Genomic DNA, 13,990 nt, shown 5'->3' with positions numbered 1-13,990 from the left:
ACCATGAAAAAATCAATCATTATAATAATTGCAGGCAGTACTCTTTTTACAGGTTGCGAACAGATTTCAAAGAGTGTTAAGGATACCCTTAAGCCTGTACCAAAAGATAGTATCTCTACCTATGTAAAAAAGGAAGAAACTTTTCCTGAAAGCCCATTTGACCCAGCAGTAGAACGGCAGATAGAAGAAGCGCAGCATATTGTCAATACTATTTTGGAAAAACATACTAAAACCCATGTTCAGACTCATCAGGAAGGTAAAAGCACAGACTTTCTAAGCAACGAAGAAAAATTAATCAAAGCTGAGGAAGCACTGAAAAAGCTGCCTCAGTACATGGGTAAAGAGATCTTTATCTACTCTTCCGTTTATTTTTATAACGACGGCAATATCAGGCTGATGCTTCAGCATCCTCAGAACCCGGAATACATAGACAACTACCGTTATGAAAATGGTAAATGGTCTGATCCCAGCCCGGAACAATTATCCGTTAAAGATAATATTAAAACCAGGTTGGTCCCCTTAAGAAAGCTTCCTTTCGTAAATATTGCCAAAGCGGCAGAAATCTATAATGAAAAAACAGCTCGCGTTGAAGGAGCAAAGCCTGTTACAAATATTTCCATCTCGGTCTGGAACAATATGATAAGATGGTATCCTTCAAGCATTAACGGAAGCAGGGAACGCTATTCAATTGAGCTAAACGAAAACGGAACATTAAAAAAATTTGAGAGAGAGTAGTAAGGAGGTATAATATAAAAGAATCCGCTCTTTAGGAGCGGATCCAGTAGATAAATACATCTCATTTTTTTAATTAGACAACAATAAAAAGCACAGCCGACAATGCTGTGCTTAAATTTTTATAAATTTAATTGCAATTTCAAATCTGAAAAAAGCAAAAAACGATTTCATTTCAGTTGTATTACATAGTAAATGTAGGAATAATTTTAATACAAAACATGAATTAAATGTTAAAATTCACAAGTTATCCACATTTTTTTGTGGATAAGTCCGTGATCAGGTTTTTCAGTGTATTAATTGGCTTTATCAATTTCCCGTTTTTATCCTTATCATGGTGTTTTGAGAACCAATTCTTAGCGCAGCTACAAAGAATAAAAGAATGATCTCAATTCATCTGAAAATACCTCGGGTATTTCCAATGCTGCAAAATGGCCGCCATTATCCAGTTTTTTAAAAGAGACAACATTGACAAACCGTTCTGCCCATTCTCTGGGAAACTGGGCCTCACGGGGAAGCACTACAATTCCCGCAGGAACATCGGTTTTTTCCAATGGCTGAGATCCTCCCCATTGTGCTATAGCATCGGCTTTATACATTCTCATGGATGTACCGATGGTCTGGGTGACCCAATAGATCATAATATTCGTAAGCAACTCATCGCGTCCTCCAAAAGCTGTTTCAATTAATTCAGGAGGAGCACCGGCGTTTCCAAAACTAATGATCCATGCCGCTAACCCGACAGGAGAGTCATTGAGTGCATAAGCCAATGATTGTGGTTTTGTAGAGTGAACCATAGCGTAAGCACCTTCGGAATACCACCAGCGTTGTACAAACTGGGCAAATTGCTTTTCTTCCTCTGTCATTGTATTCGGATCTTCCTGTCCCATAGGATAACCGATATCCGTAAAATGAACTCCCTCCATAATATCCGGATATTTGGAAGCTAAAGCTTTGGTAACTCCCATTCCCACGTCTCCACCCGCAGCACAAAATTTATTATACCCTAATGTTTCCGTCATTAATTTGATCCATACATCTGCTACGGCTTCACTACTAATGGCAATCTTATCAGAAAAGCCAAACCCTGGAATGGAAGGAATAATAAGATCAAAAGTTTGTTCACCCTCCGTAAGCAGAGGAATTATTTTGTGAAAACGATAAAAGGTATCCGGCCAGCCGTGGGTTAGCAATAAGGGGATGGAATTGCTTCCTTTTCCTTTTATATACTGGAAATGAATCTGAATCCCGTCAATGTCAGTTGTATATTGGGGATATTGATTCAACTGGTCTTGATGTTTTTTCCAGTCGTATCCATTGATCCAGTAGTCTGTAATTTCCTTCAGGTACTTTTCGCTTGTTCCGAAGTGCCAGTCAGAACCTTCAGCTTCTCCGGGCCATCGGGTGTTTTGAATTCGGTTTTTCAGATCTGTAAGAACAGTCTCTGAAATGTTTACGGTAAATGGTTTCATATGATTTGAATTTGGTTGTATGAGTTGTATTATGGTTCTTAACAAATATAATTCTTTAATTGTTTTGTAAAGTCGTATTAATTAGATATTTATAAATTTTTATACTGCTGTTTTAAATTAAATAAGTAAATTTATCCTATTAAAATCTCTTTATAAATATCATCAGTATTTACCGGTAAGATTCTATAACCGGGCTTTATAAGGGTTCAGGCTCCTGGACTCCTTGTCATTTTATATTTACATAAAAACAAAACCAATGGGTGATATTATATTACCGGCGTGTACAGTTTATAACATTAAAGAGATTCTTATGAAAACAAATACAATAGCCGTGATCGGCGGTACCGGAAAATCCGGAAAATATCTTGTTCGTCAGCTTTTGGAAAAAGGCTATTCCATTAAACTTTTGCTCAGAAATCCCGAGAATTTTAAATCAGAAAATTCTCTGATAGAAATTATGAAAGGGGATGCCAGAAATTATCAGTCCGTTCATGCTTTACTTAAAGATTGCAGTTGTGTCATCAGTACTTTAGGGCAGCCGGTTGGTGAAGATCCTATATTCAGTGATGCCACGGGAAATATTCTAAAGGCGATGACTTTTCACGGTCTTAAAAGATATATTGTAACTACCGGATTGAATGTTAACACCCCTTTTGATAAAAAAAATATAAAGGTGAAACAGGCAACAGACTGGATGTATCAAAACTATCCGAAAACAACAAAAGACAAGCAGACAGAATATGAATTGCTTACGACAACAGATCTGGACTGGACATTGGTAAGACTTCCTTTAATTATTCAGACCGATGAACATTTCAATGTGGAAACCAATCTGGAAGATTGTAAGGGTGAAAATATCAGCGTAGCAGACCTGGCGGAATTTCTGATTTCACAAATTGAAGATACAACATACATCAGGGAAAGCCCCTTTTTGTATAATGTACTTTAAGATCATTTAATAAGATTAAAAAACAGAGAGTCAAATTTGACTCTCTGTTCATATTAATTTTCTAATTTTTCTTTGATATATTTGGCCGTATGCGACTTTTTATTGTCTGCCAGTTCTTCAGGTGTCCCGGCAAAAACTACTTCACCACCATATTTTCCGGCTTCAGGACCAATATCAATAATATAATCTGCAGATTTGATGATGTCCGGTTGATGTTCTATAACAATTACAGAATGCCCGAGATCAATCAGTGCCTGAAGAGATTTCAGTAATTTTTGGATATCATGGAAATGGAGTCCGGTTGAGGGTTCATCAAAGATAAATAACGTCTTATCCGTTGTTACTCCTTTTACCAGGAAAGAAGCAAGTTTTACACGCTGTGCTTCACCTCCCGAAAGGGTAGAAGAGCTTTGCCCAAGCTGCAAATAGCCTAAACCAACCTCCTGCAAAGGTCTTAATTTCGTAACAATTTTGTCTTCATGATTTTCTTTAAAAAACTCAAGAGCTTCATCCACCGTCATATGGAGGATATCAGAAATATTCTTCTCATCAAACTTTACTTCCAGAATTTCATTTTTGAAACGGGTTCCTTTACAGGTTTCACATTCCAGCTCGATATCAGCCATAAACTGCATAGAGACATTGATAACCCCTTCTCCTTTACACTCATCACATCTTCCACCATCTACGTTGAATGAGAAATGTTTCGGTTTATAGCCCATCATCTTAGACATCTTTTGTTTGGCAAAAAGATCTCTGATATCATCGTAAGCTTTAAGATAAGTAACAGGGTTTGAACGTGAAGATTTCCCGATAGGATTCTGATCGATGAGTTCAATATTCTTGATCAGTTTTTTAGGAAATTCCACTGTATCGTAATCTCCCTTTTTTCCTCCCATTCCCAACTGTATCTGGATATCGTTTGTGAGAATTTCTTTCATTAGTGTAGATTTGCCACTTCCGGAAACTCCTGAAATAACAACCAGATTTTCCAAAGGAACATCTACATCAATATTTTTGAGATTATTTTGTCTGGCTCCTTTAATATGGATCCATTCCTTAGCTTTCCTTCTTTTCTCAGGAACTTTAATTTCCAGTCTGCCTGTTAAATATTGAGAGGTAAGGGTATCAGCATTTTTTAATTCTTTGTAATCCCCGGCAAAAACAAGTTCACCGCCCAGGTAACCGGCTTCAGGACCAATATCAATAATATAGTCTGCAGCTCTCATTACATCTTCATCGTGTTCAACAACGATAACGGTATTTCCCAAATCCCGCAGATTTTTTAAAACTCCGATTAAATTTTCAGTATCCCTGGAGTGCAACCCGATTGAAGGTTCATCCAGAATATAGATGGAACCTACTAATGAACTTCCCAAACTGGTAGCAAGGTTGATCCTCTGGCTTTCTCCTCCAGACAGCGTATTGGATGTTCTGTTAAGGGTAAGATATCCTAATCCCACCTTTAATAGGAATTCCAGACGGGTAGTGATCTCATAGAGAAGCCTTTTAGCTACTTCCTGATCATGTTCCGAAAGCTGTAAAGAATGGATTAAAGGGAAGAGCTCGTCAAGCGGTAATTCAATCGTAGACTGGATATTATGCCCGTCAACTTTTACCCAGCTTGTTTCTTCACGAAGCCTTAAACCTTCACAGGTTGGACAAAGTGTTTTACCCCGATAACGGGAAAGCATGACACGGTATTGGATCTTGTATAAATTTTCTTCAAGCATTTTGAAGAAATTATTGATCGATGGAAAACTGCTGCTACCATCTCCTTTCCATAAATAATTTTTTTGCTCCTTCGTAAGCTGATGATAAGGCTTATGGATAGGAAAGTCCCCCGCTTTTTTGATGAATGCTTTTTTCCATTCACTCATCGTTTCTCCTCTCCATGCCACAACAGCATCTTCATAAACGGAAAGGGTCTTGTTAGGAATCACAAGGTCTTCATCGATTCCTATTACTTTTCCATAACCTTCACAGGTAGGGCAAGCACCATAAGGATTATTAAAACTAAAAAAATGGACATTGGGCTCCAGGAATTCTATCCCGTCCATCTCAAATTTATTGGAAAACTCTCTGACTTTTCCTGTTTCAATATTTTTAAGCGAGCAATACCCTCTACCTTCGTAGAAAGCCATCTGAATAGAGTCTGCCAATCTTTGAAGAAAACTCTCATCTTCTTCATAAGCAAAACGGTCAATCACCAGATTAATGATCATTCCTTTTTCAGGAGTAAATCCAAAGCTTTCCAGATCTTCAATTCCTGCAACGTTATCATTAATCTCCAATCTCGTAAAACCGGCTAGCTTGAGGACATTTAAGTTCTCTGCAAAATTGTCAATATCATATTCCAGTGGAGCCGTTAAAAGAAAAGAAGAATCCTTCTTTGAAGATTTAATAAAATCCACGACATCTGTCACCGAATCTTTTTTTACCTCCTGTCCTGAAACCGGGGAAAATGTTTTCCCGATTCTGGCAAATAAAAGTTTAAGGTAATCATAAATTTCTGTGGAAGTTCCGACTGTTGAACGGGGGTTGGAAGAAATAACTTTTTGCTGGATAGCAATTGAAGGAGCGAGTCCTTTAATATCATCCACTTTTGGTTTTTCCAGTTTCCCTAAAAACTGTCGTGCATACGAACTTAAGCTTTCAACATATCTCCTTTGTCCCTCGGCATAAATTGTGTCAAAAGCGAGTGATGATTTTCCGCTTCCGGACACTCCAGTGATAACGATCAGTTTATTTTTCGGGATTAATACATCGATGTGCTTCAGGTTGTTAAGATGTGCATTTTTAACAAATACCTGCTTTTTTATATCTATTTCTGTAATTGATGCCATAGTAAAATTAAGACCAACAAAAATACGAATTTTTAACGGATTTTCTTCGTCTAATTATCGCTTTTACTATTCAAAAAATCTATTAAACAGACTGTTAATATTTACAAAATAAAAACATTGACCCGGTCATTACTTTGGTGCTTTTTTGAAAAAAAACACTTATGTAAATACTTTAAACAGTCAATTGATTATTTCAATAATAAAATATTATTACTGTGGTTTATTAAACAATAAGTTATAAAATGATAGCAATGAATCTGTCCATCAGCATTAATTATTAAACAAAGAAGGAAAGATGCAATATCTTATTAAGTATGTTAAAGAAATTTTATGAATTTTTATGTTTTTTTAAGTTGCAGTATTGCTTCGTATTTTAAATTTATTTAACATTGCAGCGTATAAATGTATATAATAATGGTAAAGTTATTCAGAGACCTTGTTACACATTTAATGAGAAAAAGGTAATTACTTCCCCACACAAGATGCAGTCCACTGCATCTTTTTTTATTTACATCAATTAAAGTATTATGATAATAATCATTTGTAAGTGTTGTTCAAGTCGTCTAATTTTGGAAATCTTAAAAAAATCTTAAATTAAGGAATGAAAAAGCTGGGAGCCGTTTTTTTTCTGGGAGCTATTGTAATGGGACAAGCACAGGAAAGAGCATCAGATATTGAAACGATAGAAGTTCAGGGAAAATTTATAGCTACTCCCTATAAGAGTGCCAATCAGAATATCACCATAATTTCAAGAGAAGAGATCGCAAATGCTGCGGCCAAAAGTATTGATGAAATTCTTCAGATGGTTCCTGGAATGGATATCAGAAGAAGAGGTGCCAATGGTGTACAGAGTGATGTAGGATTTCGCGGAAGCTCATTTGAACAGGTCCTTATACTATTAAACGGGATTCGGATGAATGATTCACAAACGGGGCACAATTCTTTAAATATTCCGGTGGATCTGGAAGATGTTGAGCGCATAGAAATTATTAAAGGTCCCGCAGCACGAAGGTTTGGCCAAAATGCCTATGCGGGTGTCATCAATATCATCACCAAAACAATTTTAGGTAAAAAGGTAAAAATAAGTGCGGAAGGCGGAGATTATGAGACTTATGGTTTCGGGTTGAATGCCCAATTGGGAAATGAAAAGTTTTCCAACTCCCTGCAAGCTAATTCATCCACTTCCCAGGGGTATATGCATAATACGGATTATGAAATACGGAATGTGTTTTACCAGAGCAAATTAGGGATTAGAAATGGAGATATAAGGCTTCAGGCAGGTTTTTCAGAAAAGAAATTCGGAGCCAATGGATTTTATTCATCACCGAAGGCTACAGAGCAGTATGAGGAGATGCAGGCTTCCATTGTCAGTTTAGCCCACCAGCAAACTTTTGGGAAACTGAAACTTAATTCTAATGTATATTGGAGAAGGGGACAGGATATGTATTTATATAACAGGCAAAATCCCGCTCTGTACAGGAACATGCATATCGGAAATAATGTTGGAGGAGAAGTTAATTCAAGCTATACATGGGGATTAGGAACGACAGGGGTTGGTGTCGAACTGAGAAAAGAGTTTCTGGTGAGTAATAACCTTGGAGACAGAAACCGTTTTGTCACCCAGGTCCTCTTTGAACATCACTTTTCATTGCTGGACAAAAAACTAAATATCAGTCCCGGAATTTCATGGGCTAATTATTCCAAGGAAGGAAATTTCTTCTATCCAGGGCTGGATGTAGGTTATAATTTTGATTCCAATAACAAGGTCTATGCGAATGTAGCAAGAGTGCATAGGGTGCCAACATTTACAGATCTGTATTATATAAGTAAAACAGAGCAGGGAAACCCTGATCTTTTGCCTGAGAATGCCGTTTCATCAGAAGTGGGATATCAATATCAGAATAAAATATTACTGGCGAAAATCAGTGGTTTTATGCGCAGTTCAAAGAATTCTATCGATTGGGTAAAGAAATCCTTAGAGGACCCTGTATGGTATGCTCAAAATGTAGGAGAAATTGATACGAAAGGAGTTGAGATAGAATTTAATCACAGATTATTCCCTTGGATAAAATATTCTTTGGGGTATACGTACCTGGATACCGAATTTAAACAGTCTAATGATTTTGTTTCAAGATATGTTCTCGATAATCTGAAACATCAGTTGGTTGCCAAACTTGAGACAAGTTTCCTGCAACATTTCACTAATGAATTAGTATACCGTTATAATGACAGAGTGAATCTTGGCAGCTATAATTTATTGGACGAAAAAATTAGTTTCGTTAAAAAGGATTTCTCAGTCTATGTTCTGATTAATAATGTTACGAATACGAAATATACCGAAACCTTTGGTGTTCAGATGCCTAACAGATGGTTTCATATAGGATTTACCTACAATATTAATATTAAGTAAAGTTAATATTAACGAGTGGTTAATTAATTTTATTTTTGCAAAAATTTTTTCAGATGAAACTTTTCTTAGGTTTAAGTTTGCTATGTAGCATGGCATTTATAAAGGCACAAGAGCATATTTCAAGCTTTAATGCTGTAACCCTCACCTATAAATTTCATCCGAAATTTTTCCTGTATGCAGAAGGTCAGCTTCGAGGAAATGAAGATTATACTTATCCCGATTATTACGAAATAAAAGGAGGGCTGGGATATAATCTCACAAAAAACCACAAGCCGTTTATAGGCCTTGGAAGATATGTGAACTATAAATCCCAGAGCTTAAGCAGGGAGGAATTCAGGGTATGGCTCCAGGACGTTATCGACGTTAAGAAAGGGATTGTAAAATTTGAGAATCGTCTCCGCGCGGAGAAGAGCTGGTTTTACGAACCTAAAACAGATAAAACATCTCAAAGGATGCGTTATCGTTACCGTTTGAATGTAAGCGTACCTCTTAATGCGAAAACAATCGAAAAAGGAACTGTATTTGCCAATGCTTATGACGAAGTATTTTTTGTAAGCCCTATGAAACCTACATTTGCCCGAAACAGGGTTTACGGTGGATTCGGTTATCAGATTGACGAATATTTCGGTGTTTTATGTGGTTACCTCTGGCAAAGAGAATTCGATGCAACCGGGAACAAAAACCTTCATTTTATTTACTTAGCCCTGAACATTAATATCGATGGCACCGATCACCATACAAAAACTTATGAATTCCCGGGAGCGGATTAATATTTTTCGATCAGATAATGATATGCCTTAAGGTATTTATTAAATCTTTTAATGTCTTTAGGAGTAAGTTCCCTGTTTACTCTTCGTAAATCCATATTATCCCGCAGATCGTTTAATTTGACAGCTACAGCAAGGGGAGATCTTTCAGTTCGTTTTATGAAATCGTCATAGTCCTCTTCAGGATCGAACTTGGTAAGGCAACTAATGGCAAACAGGATATATTCCGGAAAGCCCTCATTTCGTAAAAAATCAAGACTAAACTCAGAAGGATGGTCTTCTACGACATCATGCAATACCCCTACGATTTTTTCATCCATTGTTTTTCCGTACTCCATAACACGCATTACATGGGCAATATAGGGTGCATGGTATTTATCGGTCTGCCCTTTATGCGCTTTATCAGCAATCTTTATGGCTCTGTGTAAAAGTTCTTCTTTAGTCATTTTTTTTGAAAAGATTCTGTGCAAAAATAGAAAATGCCTTAAATAAATAAGACATTTCTTTTAATTATTTTAAAATATTTTATCCCTGTGTTTCGTCTTCAACAGATGCAATGGGAGCGTTGTTTTTTACTGATTCTATGCCGTTCTCCATACCATTTTCAGATTCATACATCTGGCTGGTTCCAATAATCTGGCCATTCCCTGCTTTTAGATTAAAATAAGACTTTTCATTAGAAGAAGTTTTTCTTTCAAATTTAGAGTCGTCTTTAGAATTGATTCTCACGGATTCTATACCGTTTTCACATCCTGATTTGGAGCTGTATCCCTGGCTTGTTAAGATTACCTGTCCGTTTCCTGCTTTCAGGTTGAATTGATAATCCACGTTTGTTCTTTTAGAAATAATAAATTTTCCCATAATTTATTTGTTTTATGATGATGTTTCGGTTATTTAAATGTAACAAAAATTTATAAAACAAAAAAGCACTTCAAAGGTGAAGTGCTTTAACATCAAATTTATTTTAGAAAAGACTAATAATGTCCTTTTTCAATATAGTGTGCTGCAACTTTTTCAGTAAGAGCAACTATATTAGGATGATTAGTATATTTTGTAAATCTTCTTAATCCGGAAAGCATCATTCTTTGCTCATCTCCCTCAGCAAAAGAAACAATTCCTTCTTTAGCAGCAACGATGATTTTTTCAACTGCTTTGTAAAGGTTAAGCTGAGCCATAGCTGCTTCTACAGAATCAGGAGTAAAGTGCTTTTCAGCTCTTAAGATTGCAGATTCTGCCATGTAGATCTGATTAAGAATTTCTGAAGCATTTAGCAATAAGTGTTGCTGCTTTTCAATATCCATCATATATTTTTGAAGGGCAGCTCCGGAAACCATTAAGAATACTTTTTTAAGGTTTGCAATAATCGCTTTCTCCTCACTCATAAAGGCAGAATAATCCGGCACCTCAAATGAAGGGATGCCCATTAATTCTTTACTGATTGCCATAGCAGGAGATAACAGGTCTAATTCACCCTTCATCGCTCTCTTGATCAGCATTCCTACTGCAAGTAGTCTGTTGATCTCATTGGTACCTTCATAGATTCTTGAAATCCTTGAATCTCTCCAAGCTGCCTCCATAGGAGTTTCCTCCGAGAATCCCATACCTCCGTATACCTGAATTCCTTCGTCAGCTGTATGTTGCGCCAGGTCAGATACGAAAACTTTAAGAATTGAACACTCTACAGCGAATTCTTCAACACCCTTTAATTCTGCAGCCTGATGATCTAATCCTCCCGCTACCAGTTCGTCAATCTTATCCTGAATATCTTTAGCCGCTCTATACGAACCTGCCTCACTTACAAATATTCCTGTTGCCATTTCAGCAAGCTTCTTTCTGATCGCTCCGAAAGTTGAAATAGAAACACCAAACTGTTTTCTTTCGTTAGCATACTGGATAGAGTGGTTGGTAATTCTTCTCTGAGCATCAAGACAAGCTGCAGCTAATTTGATACGACCAACGTTCAATGCGTTCAAAGCAATTTTAAATCCGTTGTTTCTTTCTCCCAAAAGGTTTTCAACAGGGATTTTCATATCGTTAAAGAAAACCTGACGGGTAGAGGATGCACGGATCCCTAATTTATGTTCTTCTTCTCCGAAAGTTAAGCTTTCAGGATTTTCAAGTTCAGAACGGTTGATTACAAAGCCTGTAATATTTTTATCATCATCGATCTTTGCAAACAGAGTGAAAGTATCGGCAAATCCAGCATTGGAAATCCACATCTTTTGTCCGTTGATGATATAATGTTTACCATCTTCAGATAATTTAGCTCTTGTTTTTCCTGAGTTGGCATCAGAACCTGCATCCGGCTCTGTTAAACAATAGGCTCCAAACTTAGTTCCTGTAGCCAGATCCGGAAGGTATTTTTCCTTTTGCTCTTCTGTACCGTAAAGAACAATTGGTAATGTTCCGATTCCGGTGTGCGCTCCGTATGCCGTAGCTAATGAACCGGTAACTCCCGAAATATAATCGCAGGCAAGCATGGTTGTAACAAAGCCCATTCCCAGTCCTCCATATTCCTCAGGAACAGCAATTCCAAGCATACCCATTTCACCAAGCTTACGCATTGTTTCTTCTGTGAATGCATAATCTTTCTTTTCGAAACGTTCCTTTTGCGGAACTACTTCTCTGTCAATAAATTCTTTAGCAGAATCACGAAGCATTTTTTGTTCCTCATTAAGCTCTTCAATAGAGAAGATTTCATTAGCAGGAATTTCTTTAATTAAAAACTCACCGCCTTTTCGTGTTTTATTAAGTGTATCACTCATTATTAATAATTTTAATTTTTGATTAAAGAATAAAGAGAAAAGAGTAAAGACTTACAACTTTAAGTTCTTTTGAAAGCCAGAAATCATTCTCTGTAATTCTGTAATTTTATTTTCTATATTTTTAAGTTGGGACAAATCAAAATAACTTCTATTGGAAGAAATGATAATCTGTGTTTGTAATTCATAAAGAGAGCCAAGACTCATTTCTAAAAAGCGATTAAAATCTTTATTGGAACTTCTACTTGAACCTTCAGCTATATTTGAAGGAACAGAAACTGAACATCTCCTAATTTGAGATTTTAGCCCAAATTCTTCACTTTTTGGAAAAATATCAGTAAGTATATAAACATCATTAGCTAATTCAATTGCCAATTTCCAGATATTTAAATTCTTAAAGTTATGCTTCATCAAAGTCTTTTCTCTTTATTCTTTTTTCTTTTATCTATAATAATTCAAAAATACTTGCTGCTCCCTGTCCGGTTCCTACACACATTGAAACCATACCGTATTTATTTCCGCGTTTTCTCATTTCATCCAGAAGCTGTACAGTAAGCTTTGTTCCGGTACATCCAAGAGGGTGCCCCAGAGCGATTGCTCCTCCGTTTACATTAAGGATATCAGGGTTTAGACCTAATTCTTTTTTGATGGCAACTGACTGGGAAGCGAAAGCTTCATTTAATTCAATTAATTCGATATCTTTTAATTCAAGGCCTGCTTGTTTTAGTGCTTTTGGAATAGCATAGATAGGTCCCATTCCCATGATTCTAGGCTCAAGTCCTGCAGCAGCATAGGCAACAAGCCTTGCTTCCGGCTGTAAACCCAACTCTTTTACCATTTCCTCACTCATAACCATTACGAAAGCAGCTCCGTCACTCATCTGAGAAGAGTTTCCGGCTGTTACGCTTCCTCCGTTGGCGAATACAGGTCTTAGTTTGGCCAAACCTTCTAAAGAAGTATCTTTTCTTGGTCCCTCATCAACAGAAAAATCAAACTTTTTGGTTTGCATCTTCTGGTTTTCATCCAGGAAATTATATTCTACAGGAAGGGGAACAATCTGATTGGCAAACTTACCTTCAGCATTAGCCTTTAAAGCTTTCACATGAGATTCAAAAGCGAACTGATCCTGTTCTTCTCTTGTGATCTTATATTGTTTTGCCACTTCTTCCGCAGTATAACCCATTCCCCAATAATAGTCAGGGTTTGTTTTGGCAATATCAGTTTCCGGAACGGGCTTGTATCCTCCCATAGGAATATAAGACATTGATTCAGTACCACCGGCAATAATACAATCCGCCATTCCGGCCTGAATTTTAGCTGAAGCAATAGCAATTGCCTCACTTCCTGATGCACAATATCTGTTTACAGTTACACCTGGAACTTTATCCGTATTCAATCCCATCAAAGAGATGAGGCGGGCTACGTTTAAGCCCTGCTCAGCTTCAGGCATTGCATTTCCTACGATAAGGTCATCAATCCTGTTTTTATCCAATTGCGGAAGCTCAGCCATTAATTTTTCAATTACTGTAGCCGCCATTACATCCGGACGTGTAAAGCGAAGGGAACCTTTAGGCGCTTTACCCACCGCTGTCCTGTATCCTTTTACTATATATGCTTGTTTCATTTTAATAGAAGTTAGAATTTAGAGGTTAGAATTTAGATTTCTAACCTAATGTTAAATTATTTTTGAACTTATAAATCATCTTCTGAATTTCATTTAGATTATCTAATAAAGGAGCAATTTCATCTTGATTTTTAAAATGTAAATCAACCAATAATAGTAATTGTGTCTCAAGTTCATAACTGGATCCTGTGGCAATACCTAAAAATTGATTAAATTCTTTTACATTATTTCTTCCTGCACCTTCGGCAATGTTAGAAGGGATTGAAATAGCACATCTTCTTATCTGGGAAATAAGCCCATACTTTTCGTCTGAAGGTAGTTTTTCTGTTAAAAGATAAACTTCCTTTACTAAAGCCATTGATTTTTTCCAAATTAGCAGATTATGTAATTTATGTGCTTTCATCTCTAACCTCTAACATCTAATATCT

At 36.7% G+C, this 13,990-nt stretch carries 12 protein-coding genes; 4 read left to right on the top strand and 8 right to left on the bottom strand.

Annotated features, from left to right (window positions below):
* Positions 1–3: 3 nt before the first annotated feature.
* Positions 4–735, top strand: a complete 732-nt coding sequence (locus AAEU33_RS15945) for a hypothetical protein (RefSeq protein WP_345988731.1) — start codon at positions 4–6, stop codon at positions 733–735.
* A 362-nt stretch (positions 736–1,097) separates the two neighbouring features.
* On the opposite strand, the gene AAEU33_RS15940 is transcribed toward AAEU33_RS15945, so the two are convergent.
* A complete protein-coding gene (locus tag AAEU33_RS15940; RefSeq protein ID WP_172283143.1) occupies positions 1,098–2,204 on the bottom strand; it encodes an epoxide hydrolase family protein in 1,107 nt (368 codons plus the stop codon).
* A gap of 310 nt (positions 2,205–2,514) precedes the next feature.
* Here AAEU33_RS15940 and AAEU33_RS15935 point away from each other — a divergent pair, with 310 nt between their 5' ends.
* Positions 2,515–3,153, top strand: a complete 639-nt coding sequence (locus tag AAEU33_RS15935; RefSeq protein ID WP_345988729.1) for an NAD(P)H-binding protein — start codon at positions 2,515–2,517, stop codon at positions 3,151–3,153.
* A 53-nt stretch (positions 3,154–3,206) separates the two neighbouring features.
* Here AAEU33_RS15935 and uvrA read toward each other — a convergent pair whose 3' ends face one another.
* Positions 3,207–5,999 carry an excinuclease ABC subunit UvrA gene (gene uvrA / locus AAEU33_RS15930; protein ID WP_345988727.1) on the bottom strand — a complete coding sequence of 931 codons (2,793 nt, stop codon included), beginning with the start codon at positions 5,997–5,999 and terminating at the stop codon, positions 3,207–3,209.
* 601 nt (positions 6,000–6,600) lie between these two features.
* Here uvrA and AAEU33_RS15925 point away from each other — a divergent pair.
* Positions 6,601–8,409 carry a TonB-dependent receptor gene (locus AAEU33_RS15925; RefSeq protein WP_345988725.1) on the top strand — a complete coding sequence of 603 codons (1,809 nt, stop codon included), beginning with the start codon at positions 6,601–6,603 and terminating at the stop codon, positions 8,407–8,409.
* A gap of 53 nt (positions 8,410–8,462) precedes the next feature.
* Positions 8,463–9,179 (top strand): DUF2490 domain-containing protein, encoded by a 717-nt coding sequence (locus AAEU33_RS15920; protein WP_172283137.1) that lies wholly within the window; start codon positions 8,463–8,465, stop codon positions 9,177–9,179.
* On the opposite strand, the gene AAEU33_RS15915 is transcribed toward AAEU33_RS15920, so the two are convergent.
* The 6 genes from AAEU33_RS15915 to AAEU33_RS15890 all read right to left on the bottom strand — a co-directional run bounded on the left by AAEU33_RS15915 (position 9,176) and on the right by AAEU33_RS15890 (position 13,965).
* On the bottom strand, positions 9,176–9,622 hold the full coding sequence (locus tag AAEU33_RS15915; protein ID WP_172283136.1) for a phosphohydrolase: 447 nt from the start codon (positions 9,620–9,622) through the stop codon (positions 9,176–9,178). The genes AAEU33_RS15920 and AAEU33_RS15915 overlap by 4 nt on opposite strands.
* A 79-nt stretch (positions 9,623–9,701) precedes the next feature.
* Positions 9,702–10,037: a YegP family protein gene (locus tag AAEU33_RS15910; protein ID WP_345988722.1), complete on the bottom strand. Its 336-nt coding sequence runs from the start codon at positions 10,035–10,037 to the stop codon at positions 9,702–9,704.
* A 113-nt stretch (positions 10,038–10,150) separates the two neighbouring features.
* Positions 10,151–11,941 (bottom strand): acyl-CoA dehydrogenase family protein, encoded by a 1,791-nt coding sequence (locus tag AAEU33_RS15905; protein ID WP_345988720.1) that lies wholly within the window; start codon positions 11,939–11,941, stop codon positions 10,151–10,153.
* A gap of 51 nt (positions 11,942–11,992) precedes the next feature.
* Positions 11,993–12,349 carry a four helix bundle protein gene (locus tag AAEU33_RS15900; RefSeq protein WP_345988718.1) on the bottom strand — a complete coding sequence of 119 codons (357 nt, stop codon included), beginning with the start codon at positions 12,347–12,349 and terminating at the stop codon, positions 11,993–11,995.
* 34 nt (positions 12,350–12,383) lie between these two features.
* On the bottom strand, positions 12,384–13,562 hold the full coding sequence (locus tag AAEU33_RS15895) for an acetyl-CoA C-acyltransferase (protein ID WP_345988716.1): 1,179 nt from the start codon (positions 13,560–13,562) through the stop codon (positions 12,384–12,386).
* 40 nt (positions 13,563–13,602) lie between these two features.
* Positions 13,603–13,965, bottom strand: coding sequence for a four helix bundle protein (locus AAEU33_RS15890; protein ID WP_345988714.1), 363 nt, complete (start codon positions 13,963–13,965; stop codon positions 13,603–13,605).
* Positions 13,966–13,990 lie beyond the last annotated feature (25 nt).

The sequence above is a fragment of the Chryseobacterium sp. Chry.R1 genome, from assembly GCF_039645525.1.
In the GTDB taxonomy this organism is placed as follows: Bacteria; Bacteroidota; Bacteroidia; order Flavobacteriales; family Weeksellaceae; genus Chryseobacterium; species Chryseobacterium proteolyticum.
This window is presented reverse-complemented; position numbering and strand designations above follow the sequence as displayed.